At 40.6% G+C, this 19980-nt stretch carries 16 protein-coding genes and 1 tRNA gene; 10 read left to right on the top strand and 7 right to left on the bottom strand.

What is annotated here, in order from left to right:
- Window positions 1-49 precede the first annotated feature (49 nt).
- A complete protein-coding gene (locus WKF66_RS04270) occupies window positions 50-3382 on the bottom strand; it encodes a TonB-dependent receptor (protein WP_489673165.1) in 3333 nt (1110 codons plus the stop codon).
- Window positions 3383-3645: 263 nt separating this feature from the next.
- On the opposite strand from WKF66_RS04270, the gene WKF66_RS04265 reads away from it, so the two are divergent.
- Entirely contained in the window at window positions 3646-6378 is a 2733-nt protein-coding gene (locus WKF66_RS04265) for a carboxypeptidase-like regulatory domain-containing protein (protein ID WP_489673164.1), read from the top strand.
- 29 nt (window positions 6379-6407) lie between these two features.
- On the opposite strand, the gene WKF66_RS04260 is transcribed toward WKF66_RS04265, so the two are convergent.
- Window positions 6408-7952 (bottom strand): PspC domain-containing protein, encoded by a 1545-nt coding sequence (locus WKF66_RS04260; RefSeq protein ID WP_489673163.1) that lies wholly within the window; start codon window positions 7950-7952, stop codon window positions 6408-6410.
- Window positions 7952-8317, bottom strand: coding sequence for a PadR family transcriptional regulator (locus WKF66_RS04255; protein WP_489673162.1), 366 nt, complete (start codon window positions 8315-8317; stop codon window positions 7952-7954). The genes WKF66_RS04260 and WKF66_RS04255 overlap by 1 nt, the downstream gene beginning before the upstream one ends.
- A 322-nt stretch (window positions 8318-8639) precedes the next feature.
- Here WKF66_RS04255 and WKF66_RS04250 point away from each other — a divergent pair, with 322 nt between their 5' ends.
- Window positions 8640-8798: a hypothetical protein gene (locus WKF66_RS04250; RefSeq protein WP_489673161.1), complete on the top strand. Its 159-nt coding sequence runs from the start codon at window positions 8640-8642 to the stop codon at window positions 8796-8798.
- On the opposite strand, the gene WKF66_RS04245 is transcribed toward WKF66_RS04250, so the two are convergent.
- Window positions 8799-9941, bottom strand: a complete 1143-nt coding sequence (locus tag WKF66_RS04245) for a putative sensor domain DACNV-containing protein (protein ID WP_489673160.1) — start codon at window positions 9939-9941, stop codon at window positions 8799-8801.
- 23 nt (window positions 9942-9964) lie between these two features.
- The gene (locus tag WKF66_RS04240) at window positions 9965-12253 is read right to left on the bottom strand and encodes a TonB-dependent receptor (protein ID WP_489673159.1); all 2289 of its coding nucleotides are present in this window, start codon (window positions 12251-12253) and stop codon (window positions 9965-9967) included.
- Between the two features lie 89 nt (window positions 12254-12342).
- On the opposite strand from WKF66_RS04240, the gene WKF66_RS04235 reads away from it, so the two are divergent.
- Entirely contained in the window at window positions 12343-13029 is a 687-nt protein-coding gene (locus WKF66_RS04235; RefSeq protein ID WP_489673158.1) for a metal-dependent transcriptional regulator, read from the top strand.
- Window positions 13030-13080: 51 nt separating this feature from the next.
- Complete coding sequence (locus WKF66_RS04230; RefSeq protein ID WP_489673157.1) at window positions 13081-14397, top strand: DUF2130 domain-containing protein; 1317 nt, start codon at window positions 13081-13083, stop codon at window positions 14395-14397.
- Here WKF66_RS04230 and rlmF read toward each other — a convergent pair.
- Window positions 14394-15308 carry a 23S rRNA (adenine(1618)-N(6))-methyltransferase RlmF gene (gene rlmF, locus WKF66_RS04225; protein WP_489673156.1) on the bottom strand — a complete coding sequence of 305 codons (915 nt, stop codon included), beginning with the start codon at window positions 15306-15308 and terminating at the stop codon, window positions 14394-14396. The genes WKF66_RS04230 and rlmF overlap by 4 nt on opposite strands.
- A 59-nt stretch (window positions 15309-15367) precedes the next feature.
- On the opposite strand from rlmF, the gene WKF66_RS04220 reads away from it, so the two are divergent.
- The 6 genes from WKF66_RS04220 (at window position 15368) to WKF66_RS04195 (ending at window position 19006) form a co-directional block, all read left to right on the top strand.
- Window positions 15368-15712, top strand: coding sequence for a diacylglycerol kinase (locus tag WKF66_RS04220; protein WP_489673155.1), 345 nt, complete (start codon window positions 15368-15370; stop codon window positions 15710-15712).
- The gene (gene recO / locus WKF66_RS04215) at window positions 15713-16438 is read left to right on the top strand and encodes a DNA repair protein RecO (protein WP_489673154.1); all 726 of its coding nucleotides are present in this window, start codon (window positions 15713-15715) and stop codon (window positions 16436-16438) included. It begins immediately after the preceding gene.
- Between the two features lie 104 nt (window positions 16439-16542).
- Window positions 16543-16620 (top strand) — tRNA-Val (locus WKF66_RS04210).
- A 692-nt stretch (window positions 16621-17312) separates the two neighbouring features.
- Window positions 17313-17795 carry a BLUF domain-containing protein gene (locus WKF66_RS04205; protein ID WP_489673153.1) on the top strand — a complete coding sequence of 161 codons (483 nt, stop codon included), beginning with the start codon at window positions 17313-17315 and terminating at the stop codon, window positions 17793-17795.
- A gap of 128 nt (window positions 17796-17923) precedes the next feature.
- Window positions 17924-18238, top strand: a complete 315-nt coding sequence (locus WKF66_RS04200; RefSeq protein ID WP_489673152.1) for a helix-turn-helix domain-containing protein — start codon at window positions 17924-17926, stop codon at window positions 18236-18238.
- Window positions 18239-18808: 570 nt separating this feature from the next.
- On the top strand, window positions 18809-19006 hold the full coding sequence (locus WKF66_RS04195) for a hypothetical protein (protein ID WP_489673151.1): 198 nt from the start codon (window positions 18809-18811) through the stop codon (window positions 19004-19006).
- A gap of 356 nt (window positions 19007-19362) precedes the next feature.
- Here the strand turns inward: WKF66_RS04195 and WKF66_RS04190 are convergent, their stop codons facing one another.
- Window positions 19363-19968, bottom strand: coding sequence for a PAS domain-containing protein (locus WKF66_RS04190; RefSeq protein ID WP_489673150.1), 606 nt, complete (start codon window positions 19966-19968; stop codon window positions 19363-19365).
- Between the last annotated feature and the right edge of the window lie 12 nt (window positions 19969-19980).

Raw genomic sequence — 19980 nt, 5'->3', positions numbered from 1 at the left:
TGCTAAATATTTAAAGGGAAGGCTTGCGCCTTCCCTTATTAAAAATGAATTAATTGAATAGGTAACGGAATCCGAATTGCATTTCATAAGTCGAGGCAAATCCTACAACATCACGAGTGCCATTAACTACAGGGAAGTTCCTGTCGGTCTGAAGCCTGAATGTTGGTTTAGTCGTGCCACCTGGAGTTAACAGCGCAACGTTAGTTGGCGTTAATATCGATGTTGGACCAAAGTTAACCTGCGTTCCCCAATTCTTATTTACAAGGTTACCGACGTTTTCAATATCCAGGTTAAATTGAATGGTATTGCGTTTTCCTCCAACGTTCGTGAAAAGATCTTGTTGGAAACGGAAATCGAACTGCGCATTGAAAGGTGTGATTGCACCATTACGCTCAGCATATTTACCTTTTCTACCTCTTAAGTATTGATCCTGATCAACAAACCTAAAGAACAAATCGCTTTGCTGTTTAGCTGTATATGTAACTAGATCTGCACCGGTACCAACTGTGAACGGAACAAATGTAATCTCAGACGCATCTTTTGGTACATAAATCAAATCACCAGTTACTCCATCTCTATTGATGTCTGTGGAGTAAGTATAACCAGTACGTCCATTGGATCCATCATAAACCAATGTCAACTGCGTTCCTAAATGCTTAAGAAATTCTTTACGATAGTAGACTGAAGCGATGATCCTGTCTGGAGATACGAAACCTGAATATCCAAGTGTTGGATTGTTAGCGCCGTTAACTGTGCTGGTTGCTTGCCATGAAGATAAAGTTTGATCACCACCACCTTCAAATAAACTCTTAGCGGCACTTCTGATGTAAGATATTGTAGTACCGAATCCATTGGTAAAACGCTTGCTTAACGTTCCATTCACGGAATAGTAATGGCCTTTGTTAGAATTTCCTAACACAATCACATTAAATGCATCCGGTTGTCTTGCGCCTGTACCCGGGATAACTGTTCCGTTAGGAACGGCTTTACCATTCAAAATAGGGTTAATGAATTTATCTGTCGCAGCACTTGGATAGATCATTCTGTTATCCGGATAACCCTCTATATTTAGCGGCTTAGGGTCAACTAAGTTTGCATTTCTAAACAATACAGTACGAAGATCTTTATTATAAATACCTTCAACTGTAGCTACAATTCCATAAGGAAGTTTGAAATCTACTGCAAGACTGGTCTTAAATGCAGAAGGCATTTTAAGATTTTTGTCCATTACCGTAATAGGATTTGGCAACACTGTACCAGCTATTGGAACAGTAGTTGGACGATAAGCCCCTATGTTTGGATTGAAGGGACCAGGCGTGTTGTTTTGTCCTGAATAGGTTTCAGTGATCTGTAACATCCCAGCGTCACCTGCCTGAGCAACGATCCACACATTAGGAATACGGCCAGTAAAAACACCAGCACCACCTCTAACCTGGATAGATCTGTCACCTTTAACGTCCCAGTTCACGCCCAGACGAGGAGAAATTGCTACACGTGATTTTGGAAGATTCCCAGTATTTAAATGCTCTCCACCATTAAATGCCAACTGCGATACCAATGGGTGTTCTTTCAGAACTTTTGGATAAGTACCCAAATCCAAACGCACACCACCAGTTACTCTTAATCTATCAGTAATTGAAAATTCATCCTGACCGTATCCAGAGAACTGCCAGAATTTATAAGTTGGAAAGGCTTGTTCATAATTCGGCGACAAAGAATAGGTTTGAGCGAACTCAATTGGTTTTGCGCCACTTGTGAAATCATTCCATGAATTGAAAGTATAGTAACTGGTTCCAAAACGTTGAAAACCATTTTTAGTTACACTATAATCACCCTGGATACCAGTAGTAATATTGTGCTTACCTACTGACCAGGTAAAATAATCATTCAGTGAATAGACCTGAACATCTCGTAAGTTACCATAAGTGAAAGGCTCATACCCGAAAGTAGTAAATGGTGTTGCTCCGGTATTGCCATCTTCTTTTAATATATCTACCAATGGAAAAATTTCACTATCAGAACTTCTTGGATCATTCTGATTGGTATAAGACAGACGTAGGGTATTGTTAAATCTTTGAAAAACTTTACTGTTTAATTCAGCAGTAATGGAATATAAATTAGCCTCCCCGTAATAGTTAGAGTTTTTGAAAGCTAAAGCGGTGTTACCGGTTCGGGATCCGCCGCCAGGGAAAGCACCAAGTGGACTACGTGAAGTACTCACAAAAGAAGGACTTTTAGTTTTCACATAACTACCGCGAATATTGAAACGGTTGTTTGCATCAATGTTCCAATCCAGACGACCTAACAGGTTTGTTCTTTCAGATTCTGAAGCATAGCCTTGATAAATACCCGGATCATATCCGTAAGTAGTTTTTAGATAGCTACTAATAGCATCAAGTTCAGTAACAGTTGGCCTTACAACGTTAGGAATCCCCGAGTTATAAGGTGCTTCAGGCGTAGCCGCTAAACGGGTCTGGCCTGGTCTTACTTGCTCTTCCCTTTCTACGTTTAAGAAGAAAAATAGCTTGTTTTTAATAATCGGACCTCCAAGTCTTGCTCCGTAAGTTTTATACTTCTGATCGGTTGGATCCGTAAGTTCAGGGTAGTTGCTTACTCTTTTACCTATTTGATTTTGGTTTCTAAAGTAGGTATAAGCAGATCCTGAAAATTCATTTGTTCCAGCGCGTGTTACGGCATTGATAGAAGCGCCGATAAAACCACTTTGCTTCACATCATAAGGAGTAACGTTGACAGAAATTTCTTCCAATGCATCAATTGAAACCGGATTTCCTCCACCTGGAAGATTACCACCAATTCCAAAATTGTTGTTAAAATCTGCACCATCGACAGTCACGTTATTTTGACGCGAGTTACCTCCTCCAATGGATGTTCCACTGGCTTGGGGCGTTAGGCGGATCAAGTCATTCAGACTTCTGTTTAACGTTGGCAAAGCATTGATCTCCTTTCTGTTTAGGTTAGTTGAAGTACCTGTACGACTCGCATTCAATGCAGAGTTTTTACTGGCACCTTGTACGTTAACTTCAGTTAGCTCATTTCCTTTCGAGCTTAAAACCAGGTTCAGAATGTAGGTGTCGCCTAAAGGAATGCTTAGGTTCTCAATGGTTTTAGGATCCATTCCTACATAAGTAACAGAAACTTTGTAAGGTCCACCCGGACGCATGTTGGCGATTGTAAAACGACCATCTTCATTCGTACTTGCAGAATAGGACGTTCCTGATGGAACGTGAATTGCCCTCACTGTAACACCAGGAAGGGTAGTATTTGCTTCCTTGATGGTTCCAGACAAACTACCGGTGGTAACCTGTGCGCTTGCCGTGAATGCAGAAAATAATAATAAAAGATAGGTAATAAGTCTTTTCATTTTATGAAATTGTTAGTGAGTGCCAGCCCTTATGACTAAGGGGGGCAAAGGTCATTTAGGGTGTTTAAGACATTGTTAAACGTATGTTAACTTAAAGTGGAGAAAAGGTATTAAGCGTGTTACGCTGGACTACTATATAAACTCAGGATTCTGATTTGAATAAATCTATTCCCAACTGTCAAAAAATGTTAAAGATGTCGTGCATTTGAGCGATTAAGTTCTTAAATGAATATATTAGCATTCTTTACAGCTTACATAGATCAATGAGATTCTTTAACTTCATCATAGCATTTTTACTACTTTTTACTTCTTTTCATTTTAATGCGCGGGCACAACAGCAGGATAGTGTCATTCTTGAGAAGATAATTGGCCAATCCAAAAAACTCTCCGACCAACATCCGTCAGAGAAGGTCTACCTCCATTTCGATAAGCCTTACTATAGCGTAGGTGACACCATTTGGTTCAAAGCTTACGTTACCATGGAAGTTAATTCCCCTTCTTTATTAAGTAAGATCGTCTATGTCGATGTGATCAATTCCAGAGATTCACTTGTTCAAACCATCAAACTACCTGTAGTCAACAGTGTAGCATCGGGTAATATACCCATCACCACAGGCAACTATCAGCAAGGAAATTACTACATCAAAGGCTATACGCTTTGGATGATGAATGATGCAGAAGACTATTTCTTCAAGAAAACAATTCCTATTGGAGAAGCGGTAAATAAGCAACTCATCACCCAGTTTAGTTATAAAACGACACAAACCGATAAAAACCAAACGGTAGATGCGTTGGTTCAATTTAAAAACAGGGACGGCGTAGTACAGGGTGGCAAAGCAGTAACCTGGAGGGTACTCTCGAATTTTGATATTATTAGTAAGGGAAAAGGAACGACGGATCAGAATGGTTTTTTGAAGGTAAAGATCGATGCTAAAAAGAATGAACCGATCACCAACGGAGAGCTTATCACTGAACTTACGCTTGGTCCGGACGACATCGCACCCTCTACTTTTAAAATTACTCCTACAAAGAGTGATAACGACTTGCAGTTTTTCCCAGAAGGCGGAGAAATAACTTCTGGTATTGCTACGCGGATCGGTTTTAAAGCATTAAACAGCTCCGGACTCGGCACAGATTTAAAAGGAACGGTAACCGATAACCTCGGAAATACCATAACCACATTCACATCTACCCATCTAGGCATGGGATCTTTTTACCTGAACTCAGAAGTCAGCAAAACCTATAAGGCAAACATCACTTTCAAAGACGGTACCCTAAAAAGCTATGACCTTCCAAAAGCTTTACCATCAGGCGTAGCGATCCAGGTCGCAAATACAGCACCGACAGAACTTGCTGTAAAAATCGTTGCCAATGAAACCTACTTTAATGCCAACAAGGACAAACGTATGTTTATTGTGGTTACGAACAACGGTGTTATTACTTACGCAGCAAAAACCAGTTTAAAGACACAGCTGGTCGTGGCAAAAGTGCCTAAGAAAGAATTACCGGCAGGGATAGCTCAGATCACACTATTTGATCACCTCGGAGAACCGATCAGTGAACGACTTTCATTCATTCCTGCAAACAACGCATTGGCACTTACTGTGAAAAGCGATTTGGCAACCTACAAACCGCGTCAAAAGGTTAAACTTTCCATCGCTGGTAAGAATGGGATTTCCTTTGCTGATGGAAACTATTCAGTTTCCGTTACAGATGAGCAAAAAGTTCCGGTCGATGAAGATGCAGAGATAACGATCTTAAGCTCGTTGCTCCTGACTTCAGAATTGAAGGGTTATATAGAGAAGCCTAGCTACTATTTCAACAAAACTGACGAAAAGAAGGCCGCAGACCTTGATGTATTATTGCTTACACAAGGCTTCCGCAGATTTAATTATAAAGATGTGATGGCGACTAAATTCCCTCCTTCAACGCTTTTACCTGAGCAGGGTTTAAGAATTACGGGAACTTTAAGAGACCGCACAGGTATGCCTGTAAAAAAAGGCGCGTTGAGAATGACTATTGCAGAGACTAAATTTGGTGCCGATGCGGTAACAAACCCTTCTGGTGTCTTCGTTTTCAATAACCTTAATCTTCCCGATTCAGCAGAGGTTGTGATCAATGCGAAGTACAGTGCTGGCGGCTCGAGTCTAATGATTCTTTTAGACGCTCAACCTACTGCACCTGTTAGAAAGATTACTCATAGTCCTGAAGAAACTATGAATATTGACAGCGCCCTTGCTCCATACCTGGCAAACAGCAAAAAACAATACAACTACCTTACCACTTTGAAAGAGGTTAAGATTGAAGGTGCTAAAGTAAAACGCCCGAGTCACTCAGACCATAGTGCATTCATGGGACTAAGTAACATTACTGGAAATACGATTGAAGGTGACCGGTTCAAGGGATGTAATTCCGTAGCCATTTGCTTGCAAAGTATGGCGGTAGGGCTAACGTACTTTGAAAACAACTTTTATGTGAGCAGGGACTATCAGCAAGGAAAAAAGATACCAGTGCAGATTTTTCTTGATGCTACGCCTGTTGACTACTTCAGCTTGCTTTCCGTAAATGCAGAAGATATTGAAACCGTAGAGATCTTCCCAAGAGATGAGCTTGGAACCATTAACCGGTTGTATAACACCAATGGATTGATCATCATTAATATGAAGGCTAAACCTAAGGGAACTAAAATCAGTTTGCAAGAGTTGAAGGGGATGTTGCCTCAAGCGAATCTGTTGAAGTTCAAGCCAAAAGGTTTTAGTAAGCAACGTGAGTTTTATTCTCCAAAGTATGTGAATCCTGCAAACACATATAACTACAATGATCTCCGCAGCACCATTTACTGGAACTCTAAACTGACTACTACTGCCGCATCTACAGAACCATTGTCTTTAGAATACTATAATGCTGATGGAAACGGAACTTACCGTGTAGTAGTTGAGGGCATTGATAAGCTGGGTAATATAGCCCGCTCCGTATACCGTTATATAGTGAAGTAGCGATTGGTTTTCAATCGCTACTTACCAAGTTATTCGTTATTTTCTTCTACCACATGCTCATGCTGGCATTTTACACCTTCAGCAGTCATGATCAGTTCGGTAAATTGAGTGTTCTCTTCATGGTCACAGTCCCAATAGCCATATAAACTTAAGTACCTGCTAAACTCTTTATTGACTTTAAGTTTCGTACCTACCGGAACTTTTAACACCATGTCGACTTCCTGATCACGCCAGTTGGTATTTTTCTTCAGGTGTAAAGCAGGACTAAAGGTTAGTATAGAATCCTGCTGTAGGAAACTGTAATGGATGTTTTGGGCATTTTTCAATGCCGTTTCAAAAGTCAGGCCTTTGGAACTGAAATTCTGGCTCATTGATACCTTTTCATCCTCGCTTTTCTCAATACTAAGCGATACGCTCCTTGGCATATTGAAATCATCATCGCTTGCAGACAAAATCTTTCTGCCTCTGTAATTGCTCGGATCAATATGATATTGCAGGCTATCTTCCTTAGTAAAGAATCGTGTTCTATCAATTTCCAGGGTGTACTCGCCATATGGCTTTACCTCGGAGAACTGTGCGAATTCTGCACTCTCTTTAAACTCAGAGGAGATCTTCGCAACATGAAATATGGTGATGCCGACTCCGGTCAACCAAAAGATCAGTAGCACTAGTGAGAATGTTTTGTTAACTGGCCTGTTGCTAAAGGCAACCCTCACAGTAAATAATATTAAGGCTAATAGAGGAATAGCAGATGTGAGGAACGCTCCAAAAGTTAGTATACTCAGGTATTCTTCGTTAACCATACTGAAAGGAAACATCTGCGTAACATCTGAATCCCAGATGCCTAGAAAAGCGACTAAACAAACGATAAGGGCAATAAGCGTAAATGATCCGATCGTAATGATGAATATTGCAATAATTTTAAGGATAATGCTACCGGTACCATTGGCAAACCGGCCTAACAGTTCAAATGCTTCTGCTAAAAAACCCCGTGATTTCGTCACAAATGGCTGCAGGTAGCTATTAGCAAAACCACGAAGATTTGCCTCTTCACCACGCATAGCCATCTTCTCAGATTTAGTTTCGGCTTTAGGTATCATAATCCAAAGTACGATGTATGCCAGAATACCGGAACCACCCAACAAGACCGTAAGTATAGCTATGAGTCTGATCCACCTGTCCTCCATATCCAGGTAATGAGCCAAACCTGCACACACACCAGCTATTATTGCCTGGTCAGTATCGCGATATAACTTCTTCACCTGACCATACCCATGCGTCGCCGATTCTGGCTGGTCATCCCCTTCTTCTGTTTCGAAGTCTTTCACAGATCCCATCTGCTGCGTAACAGACCTCACATCCAGGATGTCTATTACTTGCTTTTGTTGCGCTTGTAGAATGTCTGTAAACATCTCAGCAATTCGGTTTTCAATATCAGTAACGATCTCGAAGTTGTCCGCGCTTTTAGCGAAATGGAACTTCACCTCATTTAAATAAATGGTTAAGGTTTCGTAGGCATCCTCTTCAATGTGTATGATGGTATTGCCAATATTGATGTTGAGTGTCTTTTTCATTACTTGTTGAGGTTAATAGAGTTATTGGATGGTTTGTCGGCTACATGCTTCGCAGTTTCAATGGCACTTGAAAGTTCACTCCAGGTATGGTCCAACTGGTTAAGCATTTCTTTTCCGCCTTCTGTAAGCACATAATATTTTCGGGGGGGACCAGATGTCGACTCTACCCAGTTGTAGCTGAGCAGTCCGTTATTTTTTAATCTGGTCAGTAAAGGGTACAGGGTTCCTTCCACTACCAGCAGTCTGGCGGACTTTAGTTCGGAGATAATATCTGAAGCGTAAATCTCGCCTTTCGATATGATCAGGAGCACACAATATTCCAGTATGCCTTTCCGCATTTGCGTTTGTGTATTTTCTGCTATCATAATAATACAAAGATATATGCTTTATATAGTAATATGCAATACATAGTACTATAAAAGTATATAACTCTTTGATACACAGAGATAATATTATTTTAGAGCTCTTATATACCGAATTGTAGACAATTTTACGAATAGTACAGAAAACAATACACCAGAAATAAAATAGAGTTACAAACCACTACTAATCAAGACATCACCTTATTTCTCGAACGAATACTACCAGAAAAATCGCTTAAAAGTCAAGTTATTAACATTTTGCAGAATAAGCAGGTATTTGGCTTGTGCTTTGTATTAAGTGACATACATCTAAAAACATCTACCTATGTTAATTAAATCACCAGCAATTTTCCAAGCCTTTGTAAGGCAAAAAGAAGAAGTAGAGACGAAGGCATTAAGTCGCAAGCAGTGGATCATTGCTGACCGTATTGTTATGATCGCATTATTAATGATGGTGATTATCGGCTCAGTAGTTTTTGCTTAATTAAAGCAGTAGCGTATCAATTCTGTGCGCTTGTACCCTATTTTGAATTTCAGACCATCCGTAAATCGTAAAATGACCATCCTGAGAAGCAACCAGTGCAGTAGCGTCACGCTGATCATGAACAAACTGAGCAGCTGACAAGTGTCTTGTTCCTCCAACCTTTGCCGGATGGATGACAACCGCATTTCCACCTTCAATAGGCTCCGAAAAAGAAATCTCATCGATATTATCTTTACCCTTGGCCCTGCCTATCTTGGCACCAAACGCAAGCAGCTCATACTTATCATTTATTATCGTTGCGCCATCCACTGCGGTCAACCCAGCTAAGTGCTCAACTTCACGCTTAAGTGCCGTTTGCCAAAAGATCTGACTGGCTTCCTTTCTTTCCTGTTGCAGTAATTTAGACAATCCGTGAAATGAAGGCTGTACATAATATTGTATGGGCTTAATGATGGACTGCAACCAATGGCTACTTTCGCTTGGAACAACCAATAAGGTTCCACCTCTACCATGTGCCCTCATAGATACCGCAATCTGGATCAAAACATTTACGGAGTCATTCCAATAGGAAGGAGCAGTAAGGTCTAGTAGTGATAACAACATCGGGGGACAATCCGGCAGGTTTGTAGATTGAGCATCCACCATCTTTACCTGATCACCTTTAAGCACCGCGATATTGGTAAATTTTCCGAAGCCGTAAATGCGGCGATGCTTAATAACCAAAAGTGCAGGTTCAGAAACGTCAACTACAAAACAAAAGTTAGGGATGCTCACGGTCGTTCCCCAGACATAAAGTTCATCCTCTTCAATCCAGATTCCGAGATGAATTCCAGCCCGTTCAATACCAGGTGCAAGCTTGGTAAGTACGCCAGGGTTCAATGGGAGCTTTTGCTTAAATATTAAAGGGTTACCGGCTTGATGCGGGGGTAGAAATGCCAGTGAGATCTTTGGCGAATGTCCTTCTTCTTTGCGCAGACTCGCCCAAAAAGTCGCGTCTAATATAGATTCAACAACGTTTGCGGTTGGCAAGGGTGCCAGATCGTCTTCTCCACTTTCCCGCGCTGCGCTCAAATGTTCTGCAAAAATTGATTCAACTTTTGTTGCAATGAGTCGGGCTGCCTGGTAGGTAGAATGGTAAAGCATGCGCTAAAGTTAAACTATTCAATTTATTTAATTGTATATCTAATGCCAAAAAATCCCCTGATTCCCTGGTTGGGCCCATACACATAACTGGGGTCAAAGGTCAGCCCATATGGGTTATCAGGCGTCTGTATCACCTTGCCGCCGGCATCGAGCTTGACTTCCTTATCAAAGGGATCATTGGCCCTGGCAATGATAAAAGCATTGCCCTTGTTTGGTGTCCAGTTTAACAAATTCTTCACCCCTCCATAAAGCTCAAATTGCGAGAAGCCGGCAAAGGTAAACTGGATGTTCTGGACACTCCAAACAGGAGAATACTCTTTTCGGGGGTCTGTCGCACTCAGCAATGGCAGTCGCATCGGACTATAGATATTTCCAGTGTAATCTATAGATAGTTTCAGTGGACGAATCTTGTAAGAGACTGCCCAATTGCCTGATACTTTTTCCGTCAGGATCTGTTGGGTTTTTACTCCATTCTCCACTACAGCCACATCCTGATAAGTTGCCCCAAGGATTAACTTCAGTCCACTGTTAAAAGTGACATCTACACTGGTATTAAAACCTTTACTGACCGCATAACCGTTTAAGTTGTCATAGATTATTTTGTTGGGATCGACATCGAAGTTCCCTATAATTCTGTTGTTAAAGTAAGTATAGAAAGCCGAAGACTCAATCCCAATGAAATTACCGTTCTCTGTATATATTTTCTTCAGGTAATTCAGGTTGACATTGTAAGTCTTCTCTGGTTTCAGCTTGTTGGGGATCTCAACAGATCTTGCGCCGGTTAGCGCTGCGTGATCTTCGGTGAAGATATTGACCACTCTAAACCCTGTTCCAGCATTTAATCTGAATATGTTATTTTCGTTAATGCTCCATTTATAAGCAGCCCGTGGTGTGATGATATTTCCATGTACAAAGTTATAGTCATACCTTAAACCAAGCAAAATTTTATGTGCAGCGCTGAGGGTAATCTCATCCTGCACAAATAGTCCGGGTAGCCAGGTATTTTTGGCGATAGCCTGGTTCAATCCGGTAGTTGCGGCGGTATTGTCATCGTAAAAAGTATACCTCAAGGCCGCACCAAATAGCAGATCGTGATTTGCAATCGTTTTATCCCAGGTAAGCTGTCCAAAGCCAATTTGCTGTTCCGCTAGGTAAGAAGTCGTACCGTATCGACTATCCTGATTGTGTTTATTCAATGAAAACGCGAAGAACAGTTTCTCTTTAACCGGCAATTGATAATTCCCAATGAGTTCATACCGGCGCGTATAGATACTCTCCCCATATACCTGGTCTCCGCCCCGGAACGACTTGTTCCACTGCATTTCCCCACCCCAGCGATCTTCAAACAAGTAGCGCGCCCCCAGACTTAATTTCCGACCTTCTCTTCGCTTAATCTCCCATTTCTGAAAGACAGAGATCCGGTTTTGCAGCGTAACGTCCGTAAAATTATCATGGTTAGCATCTACCGGGTTGGAGTAATTAAAATAATTCAATCCTGTTAAAACAGTCGCTTTATTTCCGGCTTTAAACTTAAAACCCAGATCTGCATTGTGCTCCAAATAGGAAGTGCTGAAGAAGTCTGAAGAAAACTTAGGGGCATTTTCTGGCTTCTTTGTGATGATGTTGATCAGGCCGCCAACGGCTTCGCTGCCATATAATGAAGATGCAGGTCCTTTTACAATTTCAATCTGCTCAACCAGCGAATTGGGAATACCAGAGAGACCATACACAGTAGATAAGCTGCTAACAATCGGCATCCCATCAATCAGAATCATCGTATATGGCCCTTCGAGGCCGTTGATGTGAATATCACCCGTATTGCAAATATTGCAATTCAGTTGTGGCCTAACCCCATTGACGTTTTGTAAAGCGTCGAAGATGCTGGGCGTTGGGTTCATCCTAAAGTAGCCGGGTGTATATACTTCTACCGGAACCGGACTCTCTAATCGGTTCACTGCTTTTAATGTTCCGGTCACTACCACTTCGTCCAGACTCGTTTGAAAGTTACTCAAGTCAAAGTTTAAGATTGACTGCTCATCCTTTGTAACTGTTATGGTCTTCTCCATCTTCTTATAACCCATTCCAGTGACTTGCAAGCGGTATGACCCAACGGGTATGTTTAAAAAAGCATAAGTACCAGAACTATCCGATTTCGTGATTCGCTCATTGCCGATGACAGCTACATTTAATGAGGATACCGCGGATCCTTCAGAGATTATCTTTCCTTTAATGGATCCAGTCTGCGCAAATCCTGCCAGTTGAAGACTCATGCTAATTAACCCGGCCAAAAGAAAAGTAAAAGATATTTTCATAATTCTAATTTAGATAGTAACACAGCAAAACTAGTATAGTTAGGGGTATCTAACAAATTATATTAGATATATATTATTCTTAGTTCCCTATGAAATTATTTATGTTTGTGACTATGCTGTCTTTCACAGAAGAGAACTATTTAAAAGCACTGTTGAAACTAACCTCGCAGAACGCAGAGAAGTCAGAGGCGGGCACCAATGAAATGGCGGCCTACCTCGGGGTGAAGCCGGCGACGGCTACCGACATGCTCAAGAAGTTAAAGGAAAAAGACTTGGTCAGCTATCAGAAATACGGAAAGATCCTGCTAACTGAAACTGGGAAAAGCCATGGTATAGCTATTCTACGCAAGCACCGTCTTTGGGAAACCTTCCTATACGAGAAACTAGACTTTAGCTGGGACGAGGTACATGAAGTGGCAGAACAACTGGAACATATTCAGTCGACAAAGCTGGTAGACAAATTGGAAGAGTTCCTGAACTTCCCGGAGTTTGATCCGCACGGAGACCCAATTCCTAAGGCAAACGGCGAAATGCCTGATTTGCCCAAGACACTCCTATCTGAAATGAAAGAGGGCGACTACTGTCGTGTTATTGCCGTTAAGGATACCTCAACACCCTTTCTTCAGTACCTGGAGAAGCTTAAGATTACTATCGGTAGTAAAATAAGTGTGCTGGAGGTAATTGATTTTGATGGCTCCATGAACATCAGCATTGAAGAAACTGTACCTAGAAATGTGTCCATGAAATTTGCCGATAGTCTATTTGTCTCCAGATAATCGTATTTTTGTAGGCTGTTTAAATCAACCCTCTCCAATAATTTTAAACCTATGTCAACAGAGATAAAGTGTCCGAATTGTGCACATTCCTTTCCAATAGAAGAGGTAATGGCTGAAGAATATAAAAAAGACCTGCGCGAGCAGATGACATCTTTTACCAGGAAGAAAGAAGAGGAATTTAATAAAAAGGCAGCAGAATTTGCGCAAAAACAGCAGCAGCAGGAATCACATTACGAGCAACAGAAACAGCAACAGGCTAAGCTATTTGAAGATCAAAAGTATAAAACCGCCAGGCAGTTTGAGCAAAAGCTAGAAGAAGAAAAGAAGCAATTGCAACGAGTTTTGGAAGAGAACCTGCGTAAAAGCATCTCGTCAGACTTTGAAAACCAGCTTCGGATGGCGGATAACGCCAAGAAAGAAAGCGAAGAGAAACTGAAATTAGCGCGTTCAAAAGAGCTTGACTTCCTTAAAAAGGAGGAGGCGATGCGGGCAAAAGAAGCGGAGATGGAACTGGAAATCCAGCGCAAGCTTCAGGAGCAGCGGGGTGAAATGACCGACCAGATCCGTAAACAAGAAGCAGAAAAGAACAACATTAAAGATACCGAGTACCAGTTAAGGGTAAAAGAGCTGGAGAAACAACTGGACGACCAAAAGAAACTTGCCGAAGAGATGAAGCGCAAAGCCGAACAAGGCTCTATGCAATTGCAGGGCGAGGTTCAGGAACTGATTCTGGAAGAATTGTTAAGAAATGCCTTCCCTTTTGACTTAATCACTGAAGTTGGCAAAGGGGTGCGAGGTGCAGATTGCGTTCATCATGTACGGAATCAATTTGGTCAGGAATGCGGAAAGATTATTTACGAGAGCAAGCGTACAAAAGACTTCTCTAACGAGTGGATTGAAAAGCTCAAGAAAGACATGCGGAGTTCAGGTGTTGACGTGGCGGTAATTGTTACACAATGCTACCCTAAAGGCATGGACTGCTTTGGCGAGAAAGATGGGGTATGGATCTGTTCCTTTGATGAAGTGAGAGCTGTTTCGTACATCCTGAGGGACGGAATACTAAAGCTGTTTAGTGCTGCAAAAACTCAAGAGAACAGAGGCGATAAAATGCACATGCTGTATGACTACCTGACCAGCAACGAATTCTCAGAGCAATGGAAAGCTATAAGAGAAGGGTTCATGAGCATGAAACTCTCTATACAGAGAGAACGTGATGCCATGGAAAAGATGTGGAAGGCAAGAGAAAAGCAACTCGAGAAAGTGATGCTAAATGCAGCACACATCAGAGGATCTATTGAAGGAATTGCTGGAACAGACACTATTCAACTGAGCCTGACCGATGATGACGAGACACTGTTGATCGACTAGCTAAAAGTCCATACTACAAAGCGGCTGATCTTTTGTCCCTGCGCCATATCGATGGTTTTGAAGCAGGTAACTTCTGCCCTATCGAGTGCAGCATAGATAAACGGAAGATTGGCGCTTTTTGAAACGAGGCTGCTAAACCATTTGCATTGATTGGCTACCGCTTTGCTTTCTTCAATCATTTGTCTGATGAAGCCAATTTCTCCACCTTCCGTCCAAAGTTCTGCGGCTTGTCCGCCGAAGTTCAATGTCGTCTCCTTACCCCTATGTTTCCCCAGGTTGTGAAGCTTCCTTTTTGTACCGGCGTTTGCTTCTTCTGCTGAGGCATGGAATGGTGGATTGCACATGGAAAGATCAAAGGAGTCTCCGGGCTTAACCACTCCCTTGAAAATATGATTTTTGTTTGCCTGAAGTCTGATGTCTACATGCCCAGTAAGGTCTGTGTTGGCAGCAACAATTGCCTTCGCGGCCTTCACTGCAACAGGGTCAATATCTGTCCCTACGAAAGTCCAGCCATATTCCTGATGACCAATGATGGGATATACGCAATTGGCTCCTACACCAATATCGAGCACTTTTATAGTCTTCCCTGTTGACTTACCCTCTTCTTCTTCCAGGAGATCCGACAGGTAATGCACATAATCCGAACGTCCGGGAATTGGGGGGCACAGATAACCTTCGGGAATATCCCATTGACCGATGTTATAGAAATGACTTAATAATGCCTTGTTGAGTACTTTAACGGCAGCTGGATCTGCGAAATCAACCGACTCATTGCCATATTTGTTAATAGCGACGTATTGCCTGAGGTCAGGAAAACTTTTAATGAGCGCTGCAAAGTCATAGTTGGAGCGGTGTTTATTTCTAGGGTGCAGTTCTGTCTTTTCCTCGGCCATAGCAGGTAATAATTGCAAAGGTAAGTGTTAATGGATAAACAATTGGATTTTTACGCTAGCATCCCGTACTTTGCAGTATGCGTAAATTCTTAAAGAGCTTTGGTTATTCGTTTGAAGGAATTGCGCATGCCTTTAAGTCTGAGCCAAACTTTAGGTTTCACCTGATCGCTTTAATAGTTGTAGGTCTGATAGGTTGGTATTTTAAGTTGTCGCCGGCAGAGTGGCTTTGGATCATGTCGGTATCTGCCATTGTGATTATGGCAGAACTCTTCAATACAGCGATTGAGGTATTGGTCGATCTGGTCTCCCCGGAGATCCATCCAAAAGCTAAGATCGTGAAAGACGTCGCTTCCGCAGCAGTATTGATAGCTGCGATACTTGCGGCGATTACCGGTTTGATCATCTTCATTCCAAAGCTCTAGATGCTACACAAAACGAGGGGAATAGTTCTTAAAACCACATTATACAGCGAAAGTAGTGTGGTAGTACAAATCTTTACGGAGAAGTTTGGAATCCAGTCGTACATGATCAATGGCGTCAAGAAGCCCAGGGCGAAGATCAGTATGAACATGCTTCAACCCCTCCATCTGGTAGACATGGTTGTTTACCATAAGCACAACCAGGGCATTCAGCGGGTTTCGGAGCTGAGGCCTTCGCCGGTATTTAGCACCATACCCTATGACATCATCAAAACTACGGTGACTATCTTTCTGAATGAAGTTCTTTACAAGAGCATCCGGCAGCAGATGGCTGATGAGAACCTTTTCGATTTCATCTTCAGCGCCATCAGTTGGTTTGATGAATGCAGGGATGAGAATATTAACTTTCACCTGGCCTTTTTATTGAAGCTATCGAGATTTCTAGGATTTGCGCCGAGCATGCAGACCAAAAGCGACCAAAGCTATTTCGACTTACAGGAAGGAGAATTCAGAACCCAGGCCCCTTCTCACCGCAATTACCTGGACCGAGAGGATGCTGCCCTATTTATTTTACTCTTCAACTCCCCTTTTGAAAATATTTATTTAATTAAGATAGACAACAAGACAAGACGCTCGATTTTAGATAAAATATTGATTTACTATACCTTACACACGGCATCATTTGGAGATATCCGTTCACATGAAGTCTTGCAGGAGATCCTTTCCTAAAAAACTTTAAAAAACTTTTGCAAAAATGAGTTAAGGATGTATATTTGCACTCCCAACAACGAAGAAGCCTGTTAAAAAGCTGAAACGTTCAAAGGAGAACCAAAGGGAAATTAGCTCAGCTGGTTCAGAGCACCTCGTTTACACCGAGGGGGTCGGGGGTTCGAACCCCTCATTTCCCACCAATGAAAGCCTTTCAGTTTACACTGAGAGGCTTTTTTGCTTTACAGTGGTTTGCGAGGGCGAGGATGAATCAGTAGTAACCTTCAGTTATCGTTAGTACAATGTTAGTACAAGATTTCGCGAATGATCCGGTAACCGTAAAAAATGATTCTTATTGGCAGGATCGTTACCTAGACTTCTTAGAACGTTATTCTTCACTTCTCGAAGTGAATGCATCTAACCGTTAAGATTAAAGTTTGCATAGCCCATAATTAAGAATTGATCAATTGCATTTAAATTATAAATTAGCTTGCTCAGGTCTTATAATTGCTAATGAGTGCGTTAATTTAGCGAGGTTTCATCTTTATGGTCGATCCCGGTTTTTTTTTATTAGTAGTCATTGGAAACAACCCCCGATCTTCCGTTTGAAATCTGCGCCTTCTAAAGAATTAGCAATAATTGCAAATAATCACTACTACTAGCACCACTAGCTATATCGAAGAATTCGGAGAGGATAAATGATTAAGATCATTTAAACACAAGACGACTGTTACTTTTACTTAGCTACAATACAGGATATTAGCAGTAGAGATAGAGATGTCTTACAATACAGCTAACTGAGTATTCAGTCAAGATTATTGAGGCAACGTACAGTGAAGTGCTACTAAGCAAGCCAAACTTATTTGCATAGTTTTAAATTTAAATTACGAATCTTATGCTATATACAATCCTTTACACCAGTAGCGCAAATGAGCCCTTTGTTGAAGCGGACTTGGTGGAGCTCGCAATCCAATCATGGAACTGGAATAATTCACATAGTGTAACTGGATGCCTTGCTTATGTTGAAGGTGTGCTAAATGGCAAGACTCAATGCCAGTTTATTCAAGTTATAGAGGGGCCGGAGAATTATGTTAAAAACGTTTTCGCCAATATTAAAATTGATACTAGATATAAAGATATTTCGATCATAAAAGAAGGCATAATAGACCAGAGGAAGTTTAGTACTTGGAAAATGTGTGTTGAACGAATAAAACTCAGCAACGATTCAGCTTTGCAACACTTCTTTACGATGAATTATGAAAGACTAGCTGAAAATGGGAACACGGGCAATAATATACTGATGGATTTCATGAAATCTTTCTATGATCAAAAAGAATCGATAGCATGTGAATGTGTGACCTACCAACAGTTGGGTTAGTATTTAACATCAACAAGAAGTGTCATAAGAAGTTGAATAAGAGGACGCATGAGTCAGATTTAAAACCAATTTTTGCCCAATTGCGATGAATACGTACTATCTTGTGGTAAAATACGTATATAGTTGTAATGGGTGAAATTCATATGGGACAATTACTCGAAAGAGCAATAAGAAGAACTGGATTAAAAATAACAGACATTGCCGTTGCATTAAATGTCAGTCGAAGAACAATTTATAACTGGTTTACGCTGGAGATTATTGATGAATCAATTATGGACAAGATATCAAATGTTATTAAACATGATTTCTCACTAGTTGAACGAAAAGCAACTATCATCAGTTTGAAAACTGACGAATCCCCCCCATTAAAAGATGATGCTTACTGGAAGGATAAATACATTAACCTGCTAGAACGTTACTCTGAACTAATTAAAGGGTCATAATTGACAACGCTATTGAGATAGAATATTAATAAACATCGAGTACTGGTGATATGCCCATGAATGCATTTACCTTGATACCGTTAATTTAACGGGAGCTGAACTTTATGGTCGATCCCCATCGCTAAGTAAGAATGTTGATTTGTAACATCTGCTTTTACTATCACTAGAGTTTCAACTATGGTACTGAATAATCCTTTGAATGCATTCGTTGTTAGCTTTTACACAGTTAGCATAATATTTTATGACATAAACTGAGCTAAAATTATCTTCCACGACATCTCTCAAGGCATCATTAAGCTTTATCGCAGAGGATATACAGTCTGCTTGCAATTCTTGCAATGAGTATTGATCTATTGAGTAAAGATCTTTCATATGTTAAATGTTTAGGTAAAATCTAATATACATTAAACATCATTATATTCTATCCAGTTGTATTCAATTTAGAAATTTAATATCAAGTAAATGTGGTTATGATAGATGAATCTATACAGGTCAATTATGGATGTTATGTAATTATAATTACGTTGCCCGCATTTGGGTTATCCCTGTATTTACTGGTAAAGTCGAATTATGAATAACATGCCACTTCTAAAAAGGGTTTTAACTTATGTTTCCCAAAATAATGAAATCAAGCTAGACAAAACTATAATGAGAAGTCAAGCTGGTTTTATGCGTTTAGCAAGGGAAGGACTTATTGAAATTAATGAAATAGATAATGAACATTTTGCTACATTGACAGACAAAGGATTACAAGCACTGAATGATTAAAGGTATCGTTCGAGGTAATGAAGCTCAATTGCCAAACCGATTCTACCAATTAAATAATTTGTTTGTCCTTCATCAGTTGCCCAATGAAAATGTAAATTCTTACTAACAGTAACTTTTAATTTTAATTTCTCAATGCCCTTCACTATAAGAGTATAACCTTTATCGTTTGCTTAAAGATATACGTAACGTTATCTACTGTTATTTTAAAGATTTCATTTACAATTACCACTAATATATTAAAGTAGTTTAAGTGCTAGCTGAATAAATACTACACTATTAGCATTTAGCTAAAGGCCCCAACAAAACCCGTATTGTATAGGATATTATAATTATAATTATAAATCAAGAAACTAAAATTACCGGTTAGTTTGTATTACATTTTCTATTGCTTTACTAAGCCGATTAAGGTTATCTTGAGACATTTCGAGAAGAATTTTCTGTTGAGCAAATAGATCATCTGGTATAAGATCCCGGCTCAAGAGTTGAAGGCAACCTTTCAAGGCGGTCAAAGGCGTCCGCAACTCATGAGATATCCCTGAGCCGTAAATTGACTCGTTTCTTTCTCCGGTAATTTGATTTTGGACACCAATGTAATGAGTTACAGTTCCATCTGCATCCCTGATGGGAGCAAGATAAAGATCATTAATGAACGATGAACCATCCTTCTTATGATTAATAATCCGTTCATTACAGTAACCCCCGTTGGCCAAAGCTATCTTTATTCTTGTCCTTGAGTGTAATTTTAGCTGTGTACCTTGTAAAAACCTACAGTTCTTTCCAATGACTTCTTCTCTTGAATAGCCTGTCATTATCAAGAAAGCATCATTACAATATATGATTGGCTGATCCTCCATCATCTGATCAGTTATGACGATACCACTTTTATTCGCGCTTAATACCATTGTCAACAGCCAAGCCTGATCTCCCAAGAGTTTATTTATCAATTCAATCTCTTCCTCCATATAAACTAGTTG

Source organism: Pedobacter sp. (assembly GCF_037719805.1).
Lineage (GTDB): Bacteria > Bacteroidota > Bacteroidia > Sphingobacteriales > Sphingobacteriaceae > Pedobacter.
This window is presented reverse-complemented; position numbering and strand designations above follow the sequence as displayed.

Coding starts and splice junctions, on each gene's coding strand:
- WKF66_RS04270 (WP_489673165.1), bottom strand. CDS start 3,382: ATGAAAAGACTTATTACCTATCTTTTATTATTATTTTCTGCATTCACG.
- WKF66_RS04265 (WP_489673164.1), top strand. CDS start 3,646: ATGAGATTCTTTAACTTCATCATAGCATTTTTACTACTTTTTACTTCT.
- WKF66_RS04260 (WP_489673163.1), bottom strand. CDS start 7,952: ATGAAAAAGACACTCAACATCAATATTGGCAATACCATCATACACATT.
- WKF66_RS04255 (WP_489673162.1), bottom strand. CDS start 8,317: ATGATAGCAGAAAATACACAAACGCAAATGCGGAAAGGCATACTGGAA.
- WKF66_RS04250 (WP_489673161.1), top strand. CDS start 8,640: ATGTTAATTAAATCACCAGCAATTTTCCAAGCCTTTGTAAGGCAAAAA.
- WKF66_RS04245 (WP_489673160.1), bottom strand. CDS start 9,941: ATGCTTTACCATTCTACCTACCAGGCAGCCCGACTCATTGCAACAAAA.
- WKF66_RS04240 (WP_489673159.1), bottom strand. CDS start 12,253: ATGAAAATATCTTTTACTTTTCTTTTGGCCGGGTTAATTAGCATGAGT.
- WKF66_RS04235 (WP_489673158.1), top strand. CDS start 12,343: ATGAAATTATTTATGTTTGTGACTATGCTGTCTTTCACAGAAGAGAAC.
- WKF66_RS04230 (WP_489673157.1), top strand. CDS start 13,081: ATGTCAACAGAGATAAAGTGTCCGAATTGTGCACATTCCTTTCCAATA.
- WKF66_RS04220 (WP_489673155.1), top strand. CDS start 15,368: ATGCGTAAATTCTTAAAGAGCTTTGGTTATTCGTTTGAAGGAATTGCG.
- recO (WP_489673154.1), top strand. CDS start 15,713: ATGCTACACAAAACGAGGGGAATAGTTCTTAAAACCACATTATACAGC.
- WKF66_RS04205 (WP_489673153.1), top strand. CDS start 17,313: ATGCTATATACAATCCTTTACACCAGTAGCGCAAATGAGCCCTTTGTT.
- WKF66_RS04200 (WP_489673152.1), top strand. CDS start 17,924: ATGGGTGAAATTCATATGGGACAATTACTCGAAAGAGCAATAAGAAGA.
- WKF66_RS04195 (WP_489673151.1), top strand. CDS start 18,809: ATGAATAACATGCCACTTCTAAAAAGGGTTTTAACTTATGTTTCCCAA.
- WKF66_RS04190 (WP_489673150.1), bottom strand. CDS start 19,968: ATGGAGGAAGAGATTGAATTGATAAATAAACTCTTGGGAGATCAGGCT.